The sequence below is a fragment of the Streptomyces sp. B93 genome, from assembly GCF_018070565.1.
In the GTDB taxonomy this organism is placed as follows: Bacteria; Actinomycetota; Actinomycetes; order Streptomycetales; family Streptomycetaceae; genus Streptomyces.
Genome location: NZ_JAGPXL010000004.1, coordinates 253,414 through 274,799 on the forward strand (window position 1 = coordinate 253,414; position 21,386 = coordinate 274,799).

General features: G+C 74.4%; 21 protein-coding genes. 8 read left to right on the top strand and 13 right to left on the bottom strand.

Features of this window, described 5'->3' with window-relative positions; translation table 11 throughout:
* Positions 1–63 precede the first annotated feature (63 nt).
* On the top strand, positions 64–510 hold the full coding sequence (locus tag KBY47_RS06335) for an Lrp/AsnC family transcriptional regulator (protein ID WP_210919925.1): 447 nt from the start codon (positions 64–66) through the stop codon (positions 508–510).
* A 3-nt stretch (positions 511–513) separates the two neighbouring features.
* Here KBY47_RS06335 and KBY47_RS06340 read toward each other — a convergent pair whose 3' ends face one another.
* The 5 genes from KBY47_RS06340 to KBY47_RS06360 form a co-directional block, all read right to left on the bottom strand.
* The gene (locus KBY47_RS06340; protein WP_210919926.1) at positions 514–3,507 is read right to left on the bottom strand and encodes an AAA family ATPase; all 2,994 of its coding nucleotides are present in this window, start codon (positions 3,505–3,507) and stop codon (positions 514–516) included.
* Complete coding sequence (locus tag KBY47_RS06345) at positions 3,504–4,667, bottom strand: exonuclease SbcCD subunit D (RefSeq protein ID WP_210919927.1); 1,164 nt, start codon at positions 4,665–4,667, stop codon at positions 3,504–3,506. Before KBY47_RS06345 ends, KBY47_RS06340 begins: the two co-directional genes overlap by 4 nt.
* 126 nt (positions 4,668–4,793) lie before the next feature.
* Positions 4,794–5,420 carry a YigZ family protein gene (locus KBY47_RS06350; RefSeq protein WP_210919928.1) on the bottom strand — a complete coding sequence of 209 codons (627 nt, stop codon included), beginning with the start codon at positions 5,418–5,420 and terminating at the stop codon, positions 4,794–4,796.
* A gap of 29 nt (positions 5,421–5,449) precedes the next feature.
* Positions 5,450–6,019 (bottom strand): histidine phosphatase family protein, encoded by a 570-nt coding sequence (locus tag KBY47_RS06355; protein WP_210919929.1) that lies wholly within the window; start codon positions 6,017–6,019, stop codon positions 5,450–5,452.
* Entirely contained in the window at positions 6,016–6,747 is a 732-nt protein-coding gene (locus KBY47_RS06360; RefSeq protein ID WP_210919930.1) for a hypothetical protein, read from the bottom strand. Before KBY47_RS06360 ends, KBY47_RS06355 begins: the two co-directional genes overlap by 4 nt.
* Positions 6,748–6,968: 221 nt before the next feature.
* Between KBY47_RS06360 and KBY47_RS06365 the strand changes: the two genes are divergently transcribed.
* Both KBY47_RS06365 and KBY47_RS06370 read left to right on the top strand, forming a co-directional pair.
* Entirely contained in the window at positions 6,969–7,376 is a 408-nt protein-coding gene (locus KBY47_RS06365) for a CoA-binding protein (RefSeq protein ID WP_210919931.1), read from the top strand.
* Between the two features lie 48 nt (positions 7,377–7,424).
* Positions 7,425–8,633, top strand: a complete 1,209-nt coding sequence (locus KBY47_RS06370; protein WP_210919932.1) for a 4-hydroxybenzoate 3-monooxygenase — start codon at positions 7,425–7,427, stop codon at positions 8,631–8,633.
* 24 nt (positions 8,634–8,657) lie between these two features.
* On the opposite strand, the gene KBY47_RS06375 is transcribed toward KBY47_RS06370, so the two are convergent.
* A complete protein-coding gene (locus tag KBY47_RS06375) occupies positions 8,658–9,017 on the bottom strand; it encodes a metalloregulator ArsR/SmtB family transcription factor (protein ID WP_210919933.1) in 360 nt (119 codons plus the stop codon).
* Between the two features lie 26 nt (positions 9,018–9,043).
* Here KBY47_RS06375 and KBY47_RS06380 point away from each other — a divergent pair, with 26 nt between their 5' ends.
* Positions 9,044–10,150, top strand: coding sequence for a cation diffusion facilitator family transporter (locus KBY47_RS06380; RefSeq protein WP_210919934.1), 1,107 nt, complete (start codon positions 9,044–9,046; stop codon positions 10,148–10,150).
* Positions 10,151–10,160: 10 nt separating this feature from the next.
* Here KBY47_RS06380 and KBY47_RS06385 read toward each other — a convergent pair whose 3' ends face one another.
* A complete protein-coding gene (locus KBY47_RS06385) occupies positions 10,161–10,718 on the bottom strand; it encodes a YbaK/EbsC family protein (protein WP_210919935.1) in 558 nt (185 codons plus the stop codon).
* 43 nt (positions 10,719–10,761) lie between these two features.
* Complete coding sequence (locus tag KBY47_RS06390) at positions 10,762–11,334, bottom strand: helix-turn-helix domain-containing protein (RefSeq protein WP_210919936.1); 573 nt, start codon at positions 11,332–11,334, stop codon at positions 10,762–10,764.
* Positions 11,335–11,427: 93 nt separating this feature from the next.
* Between KBY47_RS06390 and KBY47_RS06395 the strand changes: the two genes are divergently transcribed.
* A complete protein-coding gene (locus tag KBY47_RS06395; protein WP_210919937.1) occupies positions 11,428–12,285 on the top strand; it encodes an EamA family transporter in 858 nt (285 codons plus the stop codon).
* Between the two features lies 1 nt (position 12,286).
* On the opposite strand, the gene KBY47_RS36970 is transcribed toward KBY47_RS06395, so the two are convergent.
* Positions 12,287–13,057, bottom strand: coding sequence for an acyltransferase (locus tag KBY47_RS36970; protein WP_210919938.1), 771 nt, complete (start codon positions 13,055–13,057; stop codon positions 12,287–12,289).
* Positions 13,058–13,164: 107 nt separating this feature from the next.
* On the opposite strand from KBY47_RS36970, the gene KBY47_RS06405 reads away from it, so the two are divergent.
* Positions 13,165–13,680 carry a gamma carbonic anhydrase family protein gene (locus tag KBY47_RS06405; protein WP_210919939.1) on the top strand — a complete coding sequence of 172 codons (516 nt, stop codon included), beginning with the start codon at positions 13,165–13,167 and terminating at the stop codon, positions 13,678–13,680.
* A 64-nt stretch (positions 13,681–13,744) separates the two neighbouring features.
* Here KBY47_RS06405 and KBY47_RS06410 read toward each other — a convergent pair whose 3' ends face one another.
* The 3 genes from KBY47_RS06410 to KBY47_RS06420 all read right to left on the bottom strand — a co-directional run bounded on the left by KBY47_RS06410 (position 13,745) and on the right by KBY47_RS06420 (position 17,590).
* Positions 13,745–14,389, bottom strand: a complete 645-nt coding sequence (locus tag KBY47_RS06410; RefSeq protein ID WP_210919940.1) for a DedA family protein — start codon at positions 14,387–14,389, stop codon at positions 13,745–13,747.
* Positions 14,390–14,466: 77 nt separating this feature from the next.
* Entirely contained in the window at positions 14,467–16,941 is a 2,475-nt protein-coding gene (locus KBY47_RS06415) for a beta-glucosidase (protein WP_210919941.1), read from the bottom strand.
* A gap of 211 nt (positions 16,942–17,152) precedes the next feature.
* A complete protein-coding gene (locus tag KBY47_RS06420) occupies positions 17,153–17,590 on the bottom strand; it encodes a DUF4442 domain-containing protein (RefSeq protein ID WP_210919966.1) in 438 nt (145 codons plus the stop codon).
* 176 nt (positions 17,591–17,766) lie between these two features.
* Here KBY47_RS06420 and KBY47_RS06425 point away from each other — a divergent pair, with 176 nt between their 5' ends.
* Together KBY47_RS06425 and KBY47_RS06430 are read left to right on the top strand one after the other, a co-directional pair.
* Entirely contained in the window at positions 17,767–18,786 is a 1,020-nt protein-coding gene (locus KBY47_RS06425) for a hypothetical protein (RefSeq protein ID WP_210919942.1), read from the top strand.
* A gap of 78 nt (positions 18,787–18,864) precedes the next feature.
* Positions 18,865–20,163, top strand: a complete 1,299-nt coding sequence (locus KBY47_RS06430) for an MFS transporter (protein WP_308405063.1) — start codon at positions 18,865–18,867, stop codon at positions 20,161–20,163.
* A 293-nt stretch (positions 20,164–20,456) separates the two neighbouring features.
* On the opposite strand, the gene KBY47_RS06435 is transcribed toward KBY47_RS06430, so the two are convergent.
* A complete protein-coding gene (locus KBY47_RS06435; protein WP_210919967.1) occupies positions 20,457–21,281 on the bottom strand; it encodes a spermidine synthase in 825 nt (274 codons plus the stop codon).
* Positions 21,282–21,386 lie beyond the last annotated feature (105 nt).

The following is a 21,386-nucleotide window of genomic DNA, read 5'->3' on the forward strand; positions in this document are numbered from 1 at the left end:
CAGAACCGAGGATCGACGGCGTTCCGCTTGATCGGCCGGGGATTCGCCTGCTATCCATCGGGGATGACCGCGTATTCCCCCGACGCCACCGACTGGCGCATCCTCGAAGTCCTCCAGCGCGACGGCCGGGCGTCCTTCGCCGAGTTGGCCCGCGCCGTCTCCATGTCCGCCAGCGCGGTCACCGAGCGGGTGCGCCGGCTGGAGGAGGCCGGGGTGATTGAGGGGTACGCGGCGGTCGTCGACCCCGAGCGGCTCGGCCTGCCGATCCTGGCCTTCGTACGGCTGCGCTATCCCGTCGCGAACTACAAGCCGTTCCACGACCTGGTGGCCGTGACGCCGGAGGTCCTGGAGGCGCACCACGTCACCGGCGACGACTGTTTCGTGATCAAGGTCGCCGCCCGGTCCATGCGTCACTTGGAGGAGGTGTCCGGGCGGATCGCCGCGCTCGGTTCGGTGACCACCAGCGTCGTCTACTCCTCACCGCTGCCCCGCCGCCCGCTGGGCCGCTGACGCTCAGCCCGCGCCCGAGAGCCGCAGCGTCGACCCCGAGCGTCCCTTGACCACCTCCAGCTGCGCGTGGACCCGGCGCCGCAGATCGGCGACATGGCTGACGATGCCGACGCTGCGGTCCCGTTCGCGCAGGGAGTCGAGGACGTCGAGGACCTCGTCGAGGGTCTGGTCGTCGAGGCTGCCGAAGCCCTCGTCGATGAAGAGGGTGTCCAGGCGCACCCCGCCCGCCTCGTCGGTGACGACGTCCGCGAGCCCCAGGGCGAGCGCCAGCGACGCGAAGAAGGTCTCCCCGCCCGACAGGGTCGCCGTGTCCCGCTCCCGCCCGGTCCAGGCGTCCACGACATGCAGTCCGAGCCCGCTGCGGCCCCGTCCGGTGCGGTCGTCGGAGTGGACGAGGGTGTAGCGGCCGGACGACATCCGCTTCAGCCGTACGGTCGCGGCGGCGGCCACCTGCTCCAGACGGGCGGCCAGCACGTACGACTCCAGGCGCATCCGGCGTTCGTTGTCCGCCGAGGTGCCCGCGGTGAGGGCGGCCAGCCGGGCCACCCGGTCGTGCTCCTCACGCAGCGGCGCGAGCCGCCGTACTCCCGTGGCGGCGCGGGCGGAGAGCCGGTCGAGTTCGGCGCAGCGGCGGACGGCGGCGTCCCGCGCGGAGGCCGCGTCCCGTACCCGCCGCCCGGCCGTGGCGGCGGCGTCCTCGGCGGCGGCGACGTCGACGGGGGGCCGCTCGGCGGCGGCCGCGGTGTCGGCCTCGGCGAGGACCGCGCGGACGGCGGCCTGTTCGGTCGCCCAGTCGTCCAGCCGTCGTTGCAGCTCGCGGTGGGCGCCGTCGTCGAGGAGGGCGGCGGCAGCGGCCCCCGGGGTCTCGAAGCCCGCGCGGTAGGCGGCGTCCGCGAGCCGGGCGTCGGCGTCCTTGAGCCGCTGGGCGGTGTCCTCGGCGGTGCGCGCGGCCTCGGCCGCCTCGGTGAGCCGTGCCGCCTGCCTCTCCAGCTGGGCGGCCCGCGCGGCGACGCTGCCGAAACCGCCCCGGGCCTGCGTCAACTCCTCTTCGAGAGTGACCCTTTCCCGGTCGAGGGCGTCACGGCGCGCCACCCGGGAGGCGGCCCTCAGGGCGGCCTGCTGCCGTGCGTCGGTGCGTCGCGCGTGCTCCTCCTCGGCGGCCCGCAGCTCCTCCCGTACGGCGTGCAGGGCGGAGGCGTCCCGGCGCGCACGCGCGTACTCGTCCTCCAGTTGCTCCGCCTCGGCGGCGAGCCGGTCCGTCGGCGCGTCACCCGCCTCGGCGGTGGCGGCGGCCAGCGCCTCCCGTACGGTGCCCAGCCGCCGTTCGTCCTCTGTGTGCCGTTCCTCGGCGCGCTGGTGGTCCGCCAGCGCCCGTTCCTCGGCCGCGCGGTCGACATGTCCGGCGACCTTCCGTGCGGGCGCCGGGTGCTCGGTGGCGCCGCAGACGGCGCAGGGCTCGCCCTCCCGGAGGTTCGCGGCGAGTTCGGCGGCGATGCCGTTGAGCCGCTGTTCCTTCAGCTCCAGCCAGTGGGCGCGGGCCGCGAGGGCGGCTTCGCGGGAGGCGAGGGCCTGCCGCTGGGCGGCCTCGGTGTCGCGGGCGAGCCGGTCGCGCATCCGGGCGGCGGCCAGGCGCTGCCGGGCGGGTTCGCGGCGGGCGTCGAGCTGCTCGGCGCGGCCCGCGGCCTCCTGGGCGGCGTCGATCCGGGCCTGGAGCACCGAGCGGGCGGTGTCCCAGTCGGCGAGCCAGGCCTCCGTCTCCCCGAGGACGTCGTCGTCGGCGCGCTCCTGACGGTCCAGGTCGGCGCGTTCCGCGGCGAGTCCGGCGAGCCGCTGCTCGGCCCGGCGCGCGGACTCCAGACCGCCGAGTTCCTCGGTGGCCCGGCGCGCGGCGGCCGCCAGCCCGGCCGCTGAGGCGTCCGCGAGGGTGTCCGGCAGCGCGGCACGCGCGTGTGCCTCGACGGTGGCCGCCCGCCGGTGCTCGGCGTCGGCCTCGTCCCGCAGTTCCAGCGCGGGGGCGACCGCCTCGGCCTTGCGGGAGCGCTCCATGCGCGCCTGCGCCTCCTGGTGCGCCCCGGCCCGCTCCTCCAGCCGCCGCGCCCGCTCCCGCGCCTCGGCGAACCGCCGCTGCAAGCGGGCCAGTTCGCGTACGCCGTCCAGGGCGCGGTCGGCGGCGGCCTGGACGGACTCGGCGGCGGCCAGGCGGCACCCGGCGACGGTGAGCTGCTCGCGCGCGGTAGCGCGGGCGACGGCGGCGGCGCTCAGCACGGCCTCGGCCAGGCCGGGGTCGCCCGGTCGCAGCTCGGGCAGCTCCATGGCGTCGCCCGCGGCCTGCTGCATGCGGTGGGCGTCGGCGAGCAGCGCCGCGTCGCCCTCGCGGACGTCGGCCTCGGTGGCGCGGCGGCGTTCGGCGAGTCGCTTCTCCACCTCGGCGAACCGGTGGGTCTCGAAGAGCCGCCCGAGCAGCTTGCCGCGTTTCTCGGCGTCGGCGCGCAGGAACGCCGCGAAGTCGCCCTGGGGCAGCAGCACGACCTGGCAGAACTGCTCCCGGCTCATCCCGAGCAGCTGGGTGACCTCCTCGCCGATCTCCTGGTGGGAGCGGCTGAGGTCCTTCCAGGCGCCGGTGACGGCGTCGTACTCGCGCAGCCAGCTCTGGGCCTTGTCCACCGTGGTGCCGGTGCCGCGCTTCTTGGGGCGCTCCCAGGGCGGCTGCCGGGTGATCTCCAGCCTGCGGCCCGCGACGGTCAGGTCGAGCGTCACCGTCGTACGGGTGCCCGGTGGGGCGTGGTCGCTGCGCAGGGTGAGGCCCTGTCCGCTCTGCCGGGCGCCCGGGACGGAGCCGTAGAGGGCGTAGCAGACCGCGTCCAGGACGGAGGTCTTGCCCGCGCCGGTCGGGCCGTGCAGCAGGAAGAGCCCCGCGGTCGACAGGGTGTCGAAGTCGACGCTCTGGGAGCCGCCGAACGGTCCGAAGGCGGTGACGTCGAGTCGGTGCAGCCTCATCCGGCGGCCTCCCGCACGGTCCGGTCGGCGCGCACGGCGTCGAACGCGTCCCGCAGCACGGCCCGCTCATGGGCGTCGGGTCCGGCGCCGCGCACATGGGCGACGAAGTCCTCGGCGATCTGCTGGTCGCTGCGGCCCGCGAGCCGTCTGGCGTAGGTCACGTCGGGGTCGTCCGGGGCCCGGTCGGGGTCGAAGACGAGGCTGAGGGTGTGCGGGAAGCGCTCGCTGAGCCGGGCCATGGGCTCGGCCGGGCGCACCGGGTCGGTGAGCGTGGCCTCGATCCAGGCGTCCTCGTGCCGGGCGAGCGCGGGGTCGGCGAGCAGTTCCTCCAGGGTGCCGCGGAGGCGGGCCAGCCGCCGGGGTACCGGGCAGTCCACGCGCTCGGCGGTGACGGATCCGTCACCGCCGAGGTCGACCAGCCACATGCTCTTGCGGTGGTCCGCCTCCGAGAAGGAGTACGGCAGCGGGGAGCCGGAGTAGCGCACGCGGTCGGTGATGGTCTGGCAGCCGTGCAGATGCCCGAGCGCGGTGTAGTCGACGCCGTCGAAGACCCCGGCGGGCACGGAGGCCACACCGCCGACGGTGATGTCCCGCTCGCTGTCGCTGGCCTCGCCGCCGGTGACGAAGGCGTGCGCGAGGACGACGGAGCGCGTGCCACGGGCGCGTGCGGCGAGGTCGGCGCGGACGCGGTCCATGGCGGCGCCCAGCACCTGCTCGTGTCCGGCCTTCTCGGTGCCGAACTCGTCCTTGACGAGGGCGGGTTCGAGATAGGGAAGGCCGTAGAAGGCGACGTCGCCGTGCGCGTCCTGGAGCACCACGGGGGTGCCGACCTCCGACGGCGCGGTCCGCAGATGGATCCCGGCCCGCCCGATCAGCCCGGCGCCGACTCCCAGACGGCGTGCGGAGTCGTGGTTCCCGGAGATCATCACCGTGGGCACCCCGGCGTCGGCGAGCCGGTGCAGCGCGTCGTCGAACAGCTCGACCGCGGCCAGCGGCGGCACCGCGCGGTCGTACACGTCCCCCGCCACGACCACCGCGTCCACGTCCCGCTCCCGGACGGTGGCGACGAGGTGGCCGATGAACCCGGCCTGGGCCCCGAGCATGTTCACCCGGTGGAACGCCCGGCCGAGATGCCAGTCGGAGGTGTGCAGCAGTCGCATGATCCCCGAGACTAACGGCAGGGTCGGACATCACGGGCGGTCACAGCCGTATCGCCCCGTCACGAACGGTGCCCGGCACGCCAGTTGCGTGTTTTGCCGCCTTACGTCCGCTTTGCCGGACCTCTGTCACACGTCTCCGTACGCCTCCCCGCCCAGTTCGAGCCCGGCCGTCCCGGCGGTGGTGTCGGCGAGCCAGGACCGGAAGGCGTCCACCTCGGCGTCGGGCAGGCCGATGTCGATGGTGACCGCCTCGTCGTAGCGCACGGCGCGGACCTCGCGTCCGGTGGCGCGCAGGTCGTTCTGGAGCTTCCCGGCGCGCTGGTGGTCGACGGTCACGGTGGCCAGCCGGAAGCGGCGGCGGGTGCGGGTGCCGACGGCGTCCAGCGCCTCGCCGACCGCTCCGCCGTACGCGCGGATGAGCCCGCCCGCGCCGAGCTTGACCCCGCCGTAGTAGCGGGTGACGACGGCGACGACGTACCGCATGTCGCGGCGCAGCAGCATCTGGAGCATGGGGACGCCCGCGGTGCCGCCGGGCTCGCCGTCGTCGCTGGCCTTCTGCACGGAGGCGTCGGCACCGATGACGTAGGCCCAGCAGTTGTGGGTGGCGTCCGCGTGCTCCTTGCGCACGGCGGCGATGAACTCCTGCGCTTCGCGCTCGCCGGCCACGGGGGCGAGGGCGCACAGGAAGCGGGAGCGGTTGATCTCGGTCTCGTGCACACCCGCGCGGGCGACCGTGCGGTACTCGTCCTGCATCGGGCCAGCCTATGCGGTGCGGCTCCTCCTCAGGTCGGAGGGCCGGAGCCCTGTGCGCCCCGCTTGCCGCCCCGGGGCACCTCAAGGCGCGTCAGCAGGGCCGCGCCCGGGGCGAGGGCCTGCCAGGTGGTGCCGTGCCAGGTCAGGAAGGCCAGGGCCGAGGTGGGGAACTTCACCCGGAGCCGGTCGAGGGTGTCGTCGAGGCCGTCCCCGGCCAGCGTGTCGACCAGGTCCTCGAGGCCGGGGTTGTGGCCGACAAGCAGCAGGGTCCCGACCTCCGGCGGCACCTCGCGCACCGCGGTCAGCAGGGTGGGCACGTCGGCGGCGTACAGCCGGGGGTCGTGCCGGACCGGCGGGGGTGGGCCCCACTGCGCGGCGGCCAGCTCCCAGGTCCGGCGGGCGCGCACGGCGGTGGAGCACAGGACGAGGTCGGGCAGGCGGTCGGCCCCGGCCAGCACGCGGCCCGCGGCGGGCGCGTCCCGTCGGCCGCGCGGAGCGAGGGGGCGTTCGTGGTCGGCGACGCCTTCCGGCCACGCCGACTTGGCGTGCCTGAGGACCACCAGACGGCGCGGCGGGCCCTCTCCCGCCCGCTCGGTCATGCCGGGGATCCCAGGTCACGGGTGAGGTCGACGCCGAGCAGCCGGTCGGCGTAGGCGAAGGTCTCGAAGCGGGCGCCGTCAGGCAGGTCCGGTCCGGAGCGCACCCGGCGCAGCACCCGGAGCACTCCGGGCACGTCCAGGTCGTCCTCCCAGGCGGCGCGGAGTTCGGCGCGCACCTCGTCGGGGATCGGCCGGGACGGCTCGTGCGCCCAGGCGGCGACGGCCCGGCGCCAGTCGGCGAGGGTGTCCCGGGCCTCGTCGAGGGCGGCCGGGTCCAGCCGCACCGGCGCGTCCCGACGCTGGGACAGCAGGGCGAACCGCAGCACGGCGGGGTCGTCACCGGCCGCCGCCGGGGCGACCGAATCGACGGGCGCCACGGCGACCCGGACACCGCTGCCGGGTGCGGCGCCGCCGCTCCCGGCGGTGACATGGAGGACCTGGGTCTCGCCCAGACCGGGGCCGCCCACGTCGCGGGTGTCCTCGAACGGGCGGATGCCGAGCGCGGCGGCGCCCGCGCGCAGCTCGGCCTGGTCCCGTCCGCCGCTCAGGAGGGCCCACACGGGGGTGCCGCCGAGTTCCAGGGCGCGTACGAGCAGGTCGGCGACGAGCAGCACGCGCAGGGCGGTGGTGTCGAAGCCGGGGGCATGGGCCTCGACGCGGGTCAGGCCGCGGCGGGCGGGCGCGGCTTCGACGGGTTCGCCGGTTCGGGCGTCGGTGATGCGCAACACGTGGCGAGCGTAGGCGGGCGGGCGGCCGGGCGCAGCACGTCCCGGAGGTTCGGGACACGGCGACGCGCTTTCCGCCCGGGAATCTTCGCGTGCCGTCGGCCGTTGCGAGACTGGGTGGCGGTTTCCGCCCACCGAAGCGACGACGAACCCCGACAGGGCACGACGCCGCACGAGCGGGCACGGCAGGGCAAGGCAGGACAAGGCCGAAAGGGGCCCAGAGGGTGTACGGCGACGCAGAGACGGTCCGCAGGATCCTCACCGAGTCCGGTGACACATGGGCGGTGGTGGGCCTGTCCTCCCATCAGGCGCGCGCGGCCTACGGCGTCGCCGCCGTGCTCCAGCGCTTCGGCAAGCGCGTGGTGCCGGTGCACCCCAAGGCGGAGACGGTGCACGGCGAGCAGGGGTACGCGTCCCTGGCGGACATTCCCTTCGACGTGGACGTCGTGGACGTCTTCGTCAACAGCGATCTCGCGGGCGCCGTGGCGGACGAGGCGGTCGCCAAGGGCGCCAAGGCGGTGTGGTTCCAGCTCGGCGTCGTCGACGAGGCCGCGTTCGAGCGCACGCGGGCGGCGGGCCTCGACATGGTGATGGACCGCTGCCCGGCGATCGAGATACCCCAGCTCGGCTGAGCCGGCGAACGGCGCCCCCTCGGAGCCTGTCACCTCCATAATGCTCGGGTGACCTCCAACTCTCTTTCCCCGCACCGTTTTCCGGTCGTGATCGTGGGTGCCGGACCGGCCGGTCTCGCCCTCGGCAATCTGCTGCGTGCCGCGTCGGTGGAGTGTGTGGTGCTGGAGACGGAGAGCCGGGAGTTCATCGAACGGCGGCCCCGGGCGGGGGTGCTGGAGGAGTGGGCGGTACGCGCGCTGGAGCGGCACGGGCTCGCGGGGAACCTGCTGGAGCGGGCCGAGCGGCACACGGCGTGCGAGTTCCGCTTCGCCGGGGAGCGCTACCGCTTCCCCTACGGAGAGCTGACGGGCCGCCATCACTTCGTGTATCCGCAGCCGTTGCTGGTGACGGACCTGGTGCGGGAGTACGCCGACGTGCGCGGCGGTGACATCCGGTTCGGGGTGCGGGACGTACGGCTGCACGACGTGGACACGGACCGGCCCTCGGTGTCGTACACCAGCCCGGAGACCGGCGAACGACAGGTGCTGGCCTGCGAGTTCGTCGCGGGCTGCGACGGGGCTCGCGGGGTGACCCGGGCCGCGCTGCCGCCCGGCTCGGCCCGGATCTCGCGGCACGACTACGGCATCGGCTGGCTCGCGCTGCTCGCCGAGGCGCCGCCGTCCGCCGACTGCGTGCTGTTCGGCTGCCATCCGCGCGGTTTCGCCGGGCAGATGCCGCGCAGCCCCGAGGTGACCCGCTACTACCTCCAGTGCCCGCCGGGCGACGACCCGGAGAACTGGCCGCACGACCGCGTCTGGAAGGAACTCCGCTCACGCCTCGGCGCGGCCGGGGCGGCACCCCTGACTGAGGGCCCGCTGATCGAGAAGCGGGTGCTGGACATGCACGACTACGTCGTGGAGCCGATGGCGTCCGGGCGGCTGTACCTCGCCGGTGACGCCGCGCACCTCGTCGCCCCCATCGCGGCCAAGGGCATGAACCTCGCCCTGCACGACGCGTTCCTCCTCGCCGATGCCCTGATCGGGTGCCTGGTGCGGGGCGACGGCCGCGCTCTGGACGGGTACTCGGCGGCGAGTCTGCGGCGGGTGTGGGACTACCAGGAGTTCTCGCAGTGGCTGTCGGAGGTGTACCACGGCGCCGCCGCGGGGGACGCGTTCCGCGCGGGCACGGCGGTGGCCCGGCTGCGCCGGCTGTTCACCTCGCCGGTCGCGGCAGCCGCCTTCGCGGAGCAGTACCTGGGGACGGCCGAGCGCTACTGACGCCGCGTGGGGACACGGGGCCTCTCAGTCGTGCACGGGCCGGTCCGCGATCCGGTGGTCCGCCACCTTGAGTGCCTCGTCCACCAGTCGGCGCAGGTGCCCGTCCCGCAGCGAGTAGACGACCCGCCTGCCCTCCTTGCGGGTGGCGACCAGCCCCGCCAGCCGTAGCCGCGCCAGATGCTGGCTGACCGCGGGCCGGGCCGCGCCACACGCCTCGGTGAGCGTGGTGACATCGGCCTCGCCCGCCGTCAGGGCGTGCAGCAGGGTGAGCCGGGTGCGGTCGCCGAGCAGGGCGAGCAGTTCGGCGGCGAGCGCGAACTGCTCCTCGCCGGGGGTGCGCGGATGCGCATCGGTCGCAGGTGATAGGTGCATGCGTGCGCTCATACGCACATAATGGCTCCGACGGCGTCATGCGTCCAGCGCCCGCACCGCGTCGGAAGGGACACCCCGTGAACGACCACCCGCACCACCACAAGCACCAGCCCGACCACGGCCATGACCACCACCGCACTCGCCGCCACCGCGTCTCCCACCGCCTCACGCATCTCCTCACCCCGCACTCCCACCAGACCGCCGACAAGGTCGACCCCGCCCTGGAGTCCTCGGCGCGCGGCATCCGGGCGCTGTGGGTGTCACTGGCCGTGCTCGGGGTGACGGCCCTGGCGCAGGCGGTGGTGGTGGCGGTGTCGGGGTCGGTCGCGCTGCTCGGCGACACGGTGCACAACGCCGCGGACGCGCTGACCGCCGTACCGCTCGGCATCGCCTTCGTCCTCGGCAGACGGGCGGCGACCCGCCGCTTCACCTACGGCTACGGCCGGGCCGAGGACCTGGCGGGCCTGGTGATCGTGCTGACGATCGCGGCGTCCGCGGCCTTCGCCGGGTGGACGGCGGTCGAGCGGCTGCTCGACCCGCGGCCGGTGCAGCACGTCCCGGCGGTCGCGGTGGCCGCGCTGGTGGGCTTCGCCGGGAACGAGTGGGTGGCCCGCTACCGGATCCGGGTGGGCCGCTCGATCGGTTCGGCGGCGCTGGTCGCGGACGGTCTGCACGCCCGCACGGACGGGTTCACCTCGCTCGCCGTGCTGCTGGGCGCGGGCGGCTCGGCGCTGGGCTGGCGGCTCGCCGACCCGGTCGTGGGCCTGGCGATCACGGCCGCGATCGCGCTGGTGCTGCGGGACGCGGCGCGTGAGGTGTTCCGGCGGGTGCTGGACGCCGTGGACCCGGCCCTGGTGGACCGGGCCGAGGAGGCGCTGCGCACGGTCCCCGGGGTGCGGGGGGTGGGTGAGCTGCGGCTGCGCTGGATCGGGCACCGGCTGCGCGCCGAGGTCGCGGTGGTGGTGGACGGCGAGGCGACGGTGCGGCAGGCCCACGCCGTCGCAGTCGACGCCGAGCACGCGTTGCTGCACTCGGTCCCGGGTCTCACCGCGGCGCTCGTGCACGCGGACCCGGCACCGGCGCCCGGCGAGACCGACCCCCACCTGGCGCTGGCCCACCACGCGCGCGTGCGGGAGGCCGCGTGAGCGGGGGCGCTCAGGCCAGCCCCAGCCCCTCCAGCACCACGGCCCCCGGCAGTTCCGCGAACGCCTTGCCCGGCACCAGCAGCTTCCCGCGCCGCCGTCCGCTGCCGACCAGGACGTACGGCAGATCGACGACGGCGGAGTCGACGAGCACCGGCCAGCCGTCGGGCAGGCCGATCGGGGTGATGCCGCCGTACTCCATGCCGGTCTCCCCCGTGGCGGTGTCCATCGGCGCGAAGGACGCCTTGCGGGCACCGAGCTGGCGGCGGACGGCGTTGTTGACGTCCACGCGGGTGGTGGAGAGCACGACACAGGCGGCCAGCGTGGTCTCGCCGCCCCGCTTGCCCGCCACCACCACGCAGTTCGCGGACTGCTCCAGCAGCTCCTGGCCGTAGTGCTCGACGAACACGGCGGTGTCGGCCCACCGCGGGTCGGTGTCGACGTAGACGATCTGGTCGGCGGGGACGCTGCCGCTCCAGTTCCGTACGGCGGTGGCGACCGGGGCGGTCAGATCGTCGAGGGCGTCGGGGGCGGGGAGGGCCGTGTCGAAGTTTCCGATGGGTGCGCGCATGGCCGCACCGTAACAGCGGCGCGACCGCGGTCGGCCGGGTGTCTCAGTGCACGGGCGGCACGGACACCGCGAGCACCATCTCCATCGGGACGTCGCCCTGGTTGGCGTAGGTGTGCGGGGTGTCGCCCTCGAAGGAGGCGCTGGCTCCGGCGGGGACGCGGTGGTCGGCGCCGTCGACGGTGAGGGTGAGTTCGCCCGCCGTGACGTGGACCAGTTCGACGGTGCCGGTGGGGTGCGGGTCGGACGAGCTGCCCTCGCCCGGCATCAGCCGCCAGTCCCACATCTCCAGCGGGCCGGGTGCCTCGGCGCCCGCGAGCAGACGGCTGTAGCTGCCCGCGTCGGTGTGCCAGAGCCGGACCACCTGGCCGGCCGGGACGATGCGCACCTTGGGGCCCTGTTCGTAGTCGAGCAGGGTGGTGATGCTGACGCCGAGGGCGTCGCCGATCTTGACGACCGTGCCGAGGCTGGGGTTGGTGCGGGCCTGCTCGATCTGGATGAGCATGCCCCGGCTGACCCCGGCGCGGGCGGCGAGGGTGTCCAGGGTGAAGCCGCGCTCGGTGCGCCAGCGTTTGACGTTGCGCGCCAGGGACTGGGTCAGCAGGTCGAGGTCCGACACATCACGTCCAATATTCTGGATGACGTAGTTCAATGCAGTGCACTACGGTGTGGTGCACCCGATCGTGCACCGAACTGTACTGCGAGGCGACCCGTGACAGCATTCTTCGCCCTGACCACCAGCCTCCTGTGGGGGCTGGCCGACTTCGGCGGCGGGCTGCTCACCAGGCGCACCCCGGCGCTCACCGTGGTCGTCGTCTCGCAGGCGATCGCGGCGGCCGTGCTCGGCGCGATCGTGGTCCTCACCGGCGGCTGGAGCGAGGCCGGGCCACGGCTCTGGTTCGCCGTCGGGGCGGGTCTGGTCGGTCCGATCGCCCTGTTCGCCTTCTACCAGGCGCTCGCGCTGGGCCCGATGGGTGTGGTCTCCCCGCTCGCCACGCTGAGCGTCGCCGTCCCGGTCGGCGTCGGCCTCTTCCTCGGCGAACGCCCCGGCCTGGTCCAGATGGCGGGCATCGCGGTCGCCGTCGGCGGGGTCGTCCTGGCGGGCGGGCCGCAGCTGCGGGGCGCACCGGTGCAGCGCCGGACCGTCGTGCTCACGCTGGTCGCGGCGCTCGGCTTCGGCACGGTGTTCGCGCTGATCGCGGAGGCGTCGACCACGCTCACCGGTCTCTTCCTCGCCCTGTTCGTGCAGCGCGTCGTCAACGTCGCCGTGGGCGGCGCCGCGCTCTACGCCGCCGTACGGCGCGGGGCGCCCGCGCTGCCCGCGGACGGCTTCCCCTGGGCGTCGCTGCCCGCGCTGGCCTTCGTCGGCCTCGCCGACGTGGCCGCCAACGGCACCTACTCCCTCGCCGCCCAGCGGGGGCCGGTCACCGTGGCCGCCGTACTCGCCTCGCTCTACCCGGTGGTGACGGCCCTGGCCGCGCGCGGCTTCCTCAGGGAGCGGCTGCGCGCCGTCCAGGCGACCGGCGCGGGCCTCGCCCTCGCGGGGACGCTGCTGCTGGCGGCGGGCTGAGTCAGGACTCGGCGTCGAGTTCCAGCCTGGCCAGCCGTTCCGCCGCCTCCTCGTCGAGGTCGGCGAGCGCCATCAGCTGCTCCGTGGTGACCCCGTCGGGTATCGGCACCGGAGCCGGGGTCCGCAGCGGCGGCTGCCAGCCGTCGGCGGGTGTCCAACGCCGTACGACACGGGCGGGCGCGCCCGCCACCACGGCGTGGTCGGGCACCGTGCCGCGCACCACCGCGCCCGCGGCCACCACCACGTTCCGCCCGATCCGCGCCCCCGGCAGGATCACCGCCCCGGTGCCGATCCAGCAGCCCGGGCCGATCCGCACCGGCTCCATCCGGGGCCACTGCTTGCCGATCGGCTCGTGCGGGTCGTCGTAGGAGTGGTTCGTCGAGGTCACGTAGACGTAGGGGCCGAAGTAGCAGTCGCTGCCGATGGTGACCGTCGTGTCGGCGATGACATGGCTGCCGCGGCCTAGGACGACGCCGTCACCGATGCGCAGGATGGGCTCCGGGCCGAGATCCAGGCCGGGCATCAGACCGGCCGTCAGCGTGACCTGCTCGCCGACGATGCAGTGGGCGCCGAGGTGGATCCACGGCTCCCCGAAGACCGTGCCGAGCGGGAAGGCGAGGCGGGTGCCGTGGCCCAGGGCGCCGAAGCGGAAGCGTCCCGGGTGCGCCGCGGTGACCGAACCGGTGCGCTGCACCCACGCCCAGCCCGCGTGGACAGCGCGCTGCGCCAGGCGGCGACGCCAGGATGAGAACGTGTTCTTGCGCTTCGGCACCCGCTCACGGTACTCAGCGCACGGCGCCGGTATGAGGTCATGGGGCTGTGATCTTCACCCCAACCGGTGGCGTACGGTGCCGTGTACCACGTGATCGGGAGGCAAGGATGATCAAGGGCATCGGCGGTCGGGAGCCGAAGGTCGACGAGGGCGTCTTCGTGGCGCCCACGGCCTCGGTGATCGGCGACGTGACGCTGCGGGCGGGTGCGAGCGTCTGGTACGGGGCCGTGCTGCGGGGCGACGTCGAGCGGATCTCGGTGGGGCCGAGCAGCAATGTGCAGGACAACTGCACCCTGCACGCCGATCCCGGGTTTCCGGTGACCGTGGGGGAACGTGTTTCCATCGGGCACAACGCCGTGGTGCACGGGGCGACCGTGGAGGACGACTGCCTCATCGGGATGGGGGCGACCGTGCTGAACGGTGCGGTGATCGGGGCGGGGTCGCTGGTCGCCGCGCAGGCGTTGGTGCCGCAGGGGATGGTCGTGCCGCCGGGGTCGCTGGTGGCGGGGGTCCCGGCGAAGGTGCGGCGGGAGCTGACGGAGGAGGAGAAGGCGGGGGTGTCGCTCAACGGCACGATGTACGCGGCGCTGGCCGAGACACACCGGGAAGAGCACGGGGCCTGAGCGCCGTACGCGGTCCGCGGGTTCGGGGGGCTGGCCGCGCGGTTCCCCGCGTCCCTGGGTTGCCTCAGTCCCCGGCGCCGACCAACTCCGCCTCCTGGTGTACCGCCTGGATCCTCTTCGCCTTGCGCCTCACGACCAGGAAGGACGTCAGGCCGACGAGGACCGCCGCCACCAGGCCCAGCCAGGAGAAGCGCTTCAGCCAGGCCTCGGCGACCACGCCGACGTAGTAGATGACCGCGGTGGTGCCGCCCGCCCAGAGGATGCCGCCGAGGACGTTGGCGGTGAGGAACTTCCAGTACGGCATCCGCAGGACGCCCGCCAGCGGTCCGGCGAAGATGCGGAGCAGGGCGACGAAGCGGCCGAAGAAGACGGCCCACATGCCCCACTTCTCGAAGGACCGCTCGGCGGTGGCGATGTGCCCCTCGCTGAAGTGCCTCGGGAACTTCCGGCCCAGCCAGGCCAGCAGCGGCCGTCCGCCCTTGCGTCCGATGGCGTAGCCGATGGAGTCGCCGATGATGGCGCCGGTGGTGGCGCAGGCGCCGAGGACGACCGGGTCGATCTCGCCGTGCTGGGAGGCGAGCAGCGCCGAGGAGACCAGGATGATCTCGCCGGGCAGCGGGATGCCCAGGCTCTCCAGGCCGATGACCAGGCCCACCAGCAGATAGATGGCGAGCGGGGGCACCGTTTCGAGCCATTCCTGCACGTGCAACGCCGCTTTCCTCTCCCTGCACCGAACGCCGTACCGAACCGCCGTACGGGCCGCCGTACCGAACCGCGCCCGGAAGCCTACCCGCTCGCCACCTCCGCGCTGACGCGCAGCCGCAGGTCAGCCGACGACGCCCCGACCCACACCGTGCGCCGCCCGGTGCCCAGCACCCAGTCGTGCCGCCCCGCATCCCACGAGGACAGCGTCCGCTCGGTCACCCGCACGGTCACCCGGCGCCGCTCCCCCGCCGCCAGCGCCAGCCGCCGGTAGCCGCCCAGCACCCGGACCGGCTGGTCGAGCTCCAGGTCCGGCGACGGCCCGACGTACACCTGCGGTACGGCGATCCCGCCGCGGCGCCCGGTGTTGCGGACCGTGAAGGACACCTCGAGACCACGCCCGTCACGACGCGCCGTCAGCCCGCCGTAGGAGAAGGAGGTGTACGACAGCCCGTGGCCGAAGGGGAACAGCGGCCGTACGCCCCGCGCGTCGTACCAGCGGTGGCCGATGTGCACGCCCTCCGAGTACTCCTGCACGCCGTCGACCCCGGGGTAGCGGAGCGGGTCGGCGGCGGTGGGGTGGTGGTCGTCGTCAGCCGGGAAGGTCTGGGTGAGACGGCCGCCCGGATCACGGTCGCCGAACAGGACGGCGGCGGTGGCGGCCGCCCCCTCCTGGCCCGGGTAGTACATCTGGAGGACCGCGCCGGTGCGGCCGAGCCAGGGCATCGAGGTCGCGGACGAGGTGTTGAGGACGACCGTGGTGCGCGGGTTGGCGGCGGTGACCGCCTCGATCAGCCGTTCCTGGTTGCCGGGCAGCGCGAGTGTGGTGCGGTCCTGGCCTTCGGTGGCGTCCTCGTAGGCGAACAGCACGACCTGACGGGCGGCCCGCGCGGCGCGCACCGCCTCGGCGACGTCGGCGGCCCGGGTGGCCCCGGTGATCCGGCGCAGCCGGAACCGCTGGCCTGCCGTGCCGCCCTGGGCGGTGATCCGGAGCCGGTGCGGGCCCGCGGCGAGGTCGAGGGTGCGGCGGCGGACGGTCAGGCCGTCGGGGGCGGCGGTGACGAGGCCGCCCATGAAGTACTCGCCGAAGCCGGGTGCCATCGGGAAGAGGTCCTCGTCGTCCAGGAGGACCTTGGGGCGGGACGCGGGATCGCCGGAGAAGTGCAGGACGAAGGTCCACTCGTCGGCGTCGGGGACGGTGAGCGTGCCGTCGTAGGTCCAGGTGCGCCCGGCGTCGACGCCCCGGTCCTCGGCGTCGAGCCCGGGGGTGAGGGCGTCGGGCGGCAACGGCCGGCCGAAGAGGTCCTCGCCGGGCGCGTACGAGACCGGGGTGCCGTCGGTGGCGCGGGCGCGGATCTCGGTCAGGGGGCTGGTGGCCCGGTCGGGGACGACATGGGCGCTGCCGCCGCCGCCGACGAACGGCAGCGAGCCGGTCGGGCCGATCACGGCGATGCTGTCGCCGCCGGTCAGGGGCAGGGTGCCGGACTCGTTGCGGAGCAGGGTGGCGCCCGCCTCGGCGACCTCCCGGGCGACGGCGGCGCCCGCGCGGGCGTCCCGGTCCGGGCGGGGCGGCGCGCTGCCGTCGAGGAGTCCGAAGCGGTCCATGACGGCGAGGATCCGGCCAACCGCCCGGTCGACGTACCGTTCGGGCACGCTGCCGTCGCGGACGGCCGCCTTGAGCGCCGTACCGAAGTACGTGCCGTCGGGCATCTCCATGTCGAGCCCGGCGGTGAGGGCTCGGGCCGTGCTGTGCGCGGCGAACCAGTCGGTCATCACCCAGCCGTCGAAGCCCCAGCGGTCCCTGAGGACGCCGGTCAGCAGGGTCCGGTTCTCGCAGGCGAAGGTGCCGTTGACCTTGTTGTAGGCGCCCATGACGGAGCCGGTGCGGGCGGCGACGGCGGCCTCGAAGCCGCGCAGTTCGGTCTCGTGCAGGGTGCGTTCGTCGGCGCGGGCGTCGATCGAGGTGCGGTCCTGCTCCTGGTTGTTGAGGGCGTAGTGCTTGACGGTGGCGATCAGGCCCTCGCCCTGGATGCCCTCGATCTCGGCGGCGACCAGGTCGGCGGCGAGCAGCGGGTCCTCGCCGAAGGTCTCGAAGTTGCGGCCCGCGTACGGGGTGCGGATGAGGTTGACCATCGGGGAGAGCAGCACGTCCTGGCCGAGGGCGCGGCCCTCGCGTCCGATGACCTGGCCGTAGCGGCGGGCCAGCTCGGGGTCGAAGGCGGCGGCGAGCAGGACGGGGGCGGGCAGTGCGGTGGCGCGGGCGGTGACGCGGACCCCGGCGGGGCCGTCGGCGAGGCGGAGCGGGGGGATGCCGAGGCGTTTCACTCCGGGGACGTAGCCCGCCTGGCCGAGCGGGGCGGGGTCGGGGGCGCCGTGCAGCAGCGAGATCTTCTCGTCGAGGGTGAGCCGGGCGACGAGCCGTTCGACGCGGGGGCCGGCGGGGCCGCGTGAACGGTGGGCATGCGCCGGGACCGGGAGACCGCCGGTGGCCGCGACGGCGACGGTGACGGCGCCGCCGAGCAGCCAGAGTGCGGATCGCCGGGGGACGGGGTCGGTCATGGGCCGTCACTCCTTGGGTGTGCGGGCAGCCGCGAGTGCCTTCCCGGGCACTATGCGCCGGGGTGTCCTGACACACCATCAGGCGGGCACGGTCGGCGCGGCGCCCACCGTACGGGCCGCCCGTTGGGCGGGCGCCGCTCAACCCGCCCAGCACGAAGGCCCGTACGGCGGTGACCGTACGGGCCTTCGCGGAACGGGCGGAACGTGTCGTTCAGCCGTTGGGACGCAGTGTCCAGACGACGGTCATCTCGCTGGTCACGGCACCGTCCGCGCGCTGGACGGCGACGGTGACCGGGAACTCGGGGCGCTTACCCGCGTCGAGTTCGGCGACCACCTCGGCGGCCGGGCGGCCCAGGACGGCGGTCGCGGTGACGGGGCCGAGGGCGATCTTCTTGAACGCGATCTCGGCGTGCACCGGCAGCGGGGTGGCGCGGGACAGCTGGTCGCCGAAAGCTGCCAGGACGATCGCCCCGCTCGCCGACTCACCCAGGGTGAACATGGCGCCCGCGTGCGGTCCGCCGACGTGGTTGCGGTACTCGCTCTGGTCCGGCAGGGCCAGCACGGCCTTCTCCGGGGTGGTCTCCAGGTACTCCAGGTTCAGCGTGCGAACCATCGGGACCGTGGCGGCGAGCAACTCGCCGATCGACATCTGATCTGCGCTCATGGCCGCAGGTTACCCACGAGTAGCCTCCGCTGACCAGACGCCGGCCGGGACGCGTACGTCACCTTCACGAGGGCTCGGCATCGCCGTTCATCGCATTTGCTACGTCCCTGACAAGGCCCGGTGACCGAATCGTGTCCTGGACGGCACTAGGGTTACCGCACATGTGGCCAGGACAGCAGCCGCCCGGGGGCGAGCAGAACCCGCAACAGAACAATCCCTATCAGCAGCCGGGGTACCAGCAGCCGAATCCGTACCAGCAGCCCGGATACCAGCAGCCCAACCCGTATGGGCAGCAGCCCCAGTGGGGCACTCCGCAGACCGCCGGGACCCCGCAGGCGCAGCCCGGCGGCAGCGGTGGCGGCGGAAACCGGACGAAGCTGGTCGCGATCGTGGCGGCCACGGCGGTCGTGGTGGCCGCCGGTGTCACCGGCTTCCTGGTCCTGGGCGGTGACAAGGACGACAAGGCCGACGGCGGCAAGGACGACAAGAAGGCGAGTCAGTCGCCGAGCCAGTCCGCCGGGCCCAGCGAGTCGGCGTCCGGTTCCGAGGAGAACCCGCGCGGCACCGAGACGCTGAAGCCGACCGTCGACGGTTGGAAGGTCGTCGTCAACCCGAAGTGGGGCACGGCCTTCGACGTACCGGCCGACTGGGAGGTGCAGTCCCCGGGCCTGACCATCGGCTTCGAGGACCCCGAGTCGGACGACGCCAAGCCCATCATCGTGATGACGGCGCCCGCCATCTACAAGTCGAAGTGGTGCACCGAGGACGACGACAAGGACGGCCGCACCGACGACACCCACCTCGCCGCGACGGGCACCAAGGGCGCCAGCGGCGCCAAGAGCACCGACGAGGTCGCCGTGAACACGGTCGCCTGGTGGGTCTACGGCGGCTACACCCAGCCCGACAAGAAGAGCCTCACCTTCGACGAGAAGGCCACCCCGTACACCACCGAGGCGGGTGTCGAGGGCAGCATCGCCTGGGCCGAGTCGAAGGACACGCCCCAGAAGGGCAAGTGCGCCAGCGACGGCAAGGCGGTCACGTTCGGCTTCAAGAACTCCGCCGGTGACTTCGTGTCGTGGAACTTCTACGGCGCCAAGGGCGTCAAGGACGAGGTCCCCAAGGAGACGATCATGAAGATCCTCTCCACGGTACGGCTGCACGGGGAGCCCACGGGCGGCTGAGTCTGGCTGGCCCGATCCCGTCGTCGACGGTGGTGAAAGGGTTTGGCAAGTCGGGGGCGGGGCGGCGATAGTCAGCCGGTGAGCACCGAGACCGCCTCCCCCCGCCGACTGCGCCGACCCGAGTGGGCGGGCCGCAACTACAGCCTGCTGACCGGCGCCGCGTTCATCACCAGCCTCGGCAGCCACGGCGCACTGATCGCCGCCGCCTTCGCGGTGCTGGAGGCGGGCGGCGACGGCGGCGACGTGGGTCTGGTGGCCGCCGCCCGCACCCTGCCGCTGGTGGTGTTCCTGCTGATCGGCGGCGCGGTCGCGGACCGGCTGCCGCGGCACCGGGTGATGGTCGCGGCCAACGCCCTCAACTGCGTCTCCCAGGGCCTGTTCGGTGTGCTGGTGCTGGCCGGGGAGCCCCAACTGTGGCAGATGATGCTGCTCACCGCCCTCGGCGGCACCGGCCAGGCGTTCTTCAGCCCGGCGGCCGAGGGCATGCTGCTCTCCTCCGTGCAGGGCGAGCAGGCGGGCCGCGCCTTCGCCATGTTCCGCATGGCGATGCAGGGCGCGGCCGTCGGGGGTGCCGCGCTGGGCGGTGCGATGGTCGCGGCCGTGGGTCCCGGCTGGGTGTTGGTCGCCGACGCGGTGGCCTTCGCGGTGGCCGGGGCGCTGCGCTCCTTCCTCGACGTCAGCCACATCGCGCCGCGCGAACCGGGGGGCGGGCTCTGGTCCGACCTGCGGGAGGGCTGGCGGGAGTTCACCGGGAGGCCCTGGCTGTGGGGCGTCGTCGTGCAGTTCTCCATCGCCAACGCGGTCGTCGGCGCCGCCGACGCGGTCTACGGCCCCCTCGTCGCCCGCGACCATCTCGGCGGGGCGGGGCCCTGGGGGCTGGCCCTCGGCTTCTTCGGGGCGGGCACGGTGGCGGGCGCGCTGCTGATGACCCGCTGGAAACCGCGCAGGCTGCTGTTCGTGGGCACGCTGTGCGTCTTCCCGCTGGCCCTGCCGTCCGCCGCGCTCGCGGTGCCGGTGACGGTCGAGGTGCTGTGCGCGGTGATGTTCCTCACCGGGGTGACGCTCGAGGTGTTCGGGGTCTCCTGGATGACCGCCCTGCACCAGGAGATCCCGGAGAACAAGCTCTCGCGCGTCTCGGCGTACGACTGGTTCGGCTCCGTCGCCCTGATGCCGCTGGCGACCGCGCTGGCGGGCCCCGCCGAGACGGCGTTCGGCCGCCCCTCCGCCCTGTGGGGCTGCTCGGCGCTGATCGTCCTGGTCACGGCGCTGGTGCTGACCGTCCCCGACGTACGGAACCTGCGCCGCCGGGGCAGCAGGCCGATCACCTCGGCGACCCCGGCCGACGAACCCGCGGGCGCGGAGCGCACAGTGGGCTGACGGCCCGCGGCCCCCGTCTTCACCGCGGCGGGCGGACGGCCCTCCGGCCCCGGTCTGCCCGCCGCGGGCCCATCGGCCCCGGCCCCGGCCCACCACCGCGGGCGGACGCCCCTCCGACCCCAGCCCACCTCCGCGGGCGAACAGCCCCCACCCCAGCCCACCACCGCAGGCTGACGGCCCCCGGCCACGCCCACCACCGCCGACGGGCAACCCCGACCCCAGCCCAGCGCCGTGAGCGAACAGCCCCGACCCCAGCCCACCACCGCGGGGGGGGGCAGGCTCCCGGCCCCGGCTCACCCCACCCCGAACGCCCCCTCAGGCGGCTCCGGGGACGGCACCGCGTCCTCGTCGCGGACCGGGCGGGCGTCGCCGACGAAGTCCCGCAGCGCGGTGCCGTGTTCGACCCGCGCCGGGAAGGCGTCCGCGGCGGTGCGGCGGGACAGCGCGGCCGTGTCCAGCGGCCGGTGCGCGGCCACCAGGACCGCGTTGCCGAACCGCCGCCCGCGCAGCACACCCGGCTCCGCGATCAGCGCCAGCTCCTCGAAGGCCTCCCCGAAGGTGGCGAGTTGGGAGCGCAGGAAGGCGAACGGCGCGCCGTCGGCGAGGTTGGCCACATAGACGCCGGCCGGCCGCAGCACCCGCTCGGCCTCGCGGGCGTAGCCGGCCGACGTCAGGTGCGCGGGCACCCGGGAGCCGCCGAAGACGTCCGCGACGAGGACGTCGGCCAGGTCCGGGCGGGCCTCCTCCAGCCAGCTCCTGGCGTCCGCCGCGTGCAGGGCGATGCCGCTGCCGTCCGGCACGGGCAGCTCCTCGGCGACCAGCGCCAGCAGCCCCCGGTCGGCCTCCACGACGTCCTGCCGTGAGCCGGGCCGGGTCGCCGCCACATAGCGGGGCAGGGTGAGCGCCCCGCCGCCGAGGTGCAGCACGTCCAGGGCCCGGCCCGGCTCCGCGACGGTGTCCAGGACGTGCCCGAGCCGTCGCGCGTACTCGAACTCCAGGTGCGTCGGCTCGTCCAGGTCCACGTACGACTGCGGCGCCCCGTCGACCGTCAGCAGCCAGGCCCGCCCGCGGTCGACGTCCGGCATCAGCTTGGCGGTGCCGTGGTCGACATGGCCCATCGTGCCGATGTTGAGATGCGGTTTGGTGCGGACGTAAGCCGTCTTGGACATGGCTGTACCTCGAAGTCACTGCGTCGGTAAGTGGGGACCCCGAGGACTCGCCGA

What these genes read in the sequence shown, in the direction of transcription:
- KBY47_RS06335 (WP_210919925.1), top strand. Translation starts at nt 64, where the DNA reads ATGACCGCGTATTCCCCCGACGCCACCGACTGGCGCATCCTCGAAGTC.
- KBY47_RS06340 (WP_210919926.1), bottom strand. Translation starts at nt 3,507, where the DNA reads ATGAGGCTGCACCGACTCGACGTCACCGCCTTCGGACCGTTCGGCGGC.
- KBY47_RS06345 (WP_210919927.1), bottom strand. Translation starts at nt 4,667, where the DNA reads ATGCGACTGCTGCACACCTCCGACTGGCATCTCGGCCGGGCGTTCCAC.
- KBY47_RS06350 (WP_210919928.1), bottom strand. Translation starts at nt 5,420, where the DNA reads ATGCAGGACGAGTACCGCACGGTCGCCCGCGCGGGTGTGCACGAGACC.
- KBY47_RS06355 (WP_210919929.1), bottom strand. Translation starts at nt 6,019, where the DNA reads ATGACCGAGCGGGCGGGAGAGGGCCCGCCGCGCCGTCTGGTGGTCCTC.
- KBY47_RS06375 (WP_210919933.1), bottom strand. Translation starts at nt 9,017, where the DNA reads ATGAGCGCACGCATGCACCTATCACCTGCGACCGATGCGCATCCGCGC.
- KBY47_RS06380 (WP_210919934.1), top strand. Translation starts at nt 9,044, where the DNA reads ATGCGTCCAGCGCCCGCACCGCGTCGGAAGGGACACCCCGTGAACGAC.
- KBY47_RS06385 (WP_210919935.1), bottom strand. Translation starts at nt 10,718, where the DNA reads ATGCGCGCACCCATCGGAAACTTCGACACGGCCCTCCCCGCCCCCGAC.
- KBY47_RS06405 (WP_210919939.1), top strand. Translation starts at nt 13,165, where the DNA reads ATGATCAAGGGCATCGGCGGTCGGGAGCCGAAGGTCGACGAGGGCGTC.
- KBY47_RS06415 (WP_210919941.1), bottom strand. Translation starts at nt 16,941, where the DNA reads ATGACCGACCCCGTCCCCCGGCGATCCGCACTCTGGCTGCTCGGCGGC.
- KBY47_RS06420 (WP_210919966.1), bottom strand. Translation starts at nt 17,590, where the DNA reads ATGTCGATCGGCGAGTTGCTCGCCGCCACGGTCCCGATGGTTCGCACG.
- KBY47_RS06425 (WP_210919942.1), top strand. Translation starts at nt 17,767, where the DNA reads ATGTGGCCAGGACAGCAGCCGCCCGGGGGCGAGCAGAACCCGCAACAG.
- KBY47_RS06435 (WP_210919967.1), bottom strand. Translation starts at nt 21,281, where the DNA reads ATGGGCCATGTCGACCACGGCACCGCCAAGCTGATGCCGGACGTCGAC.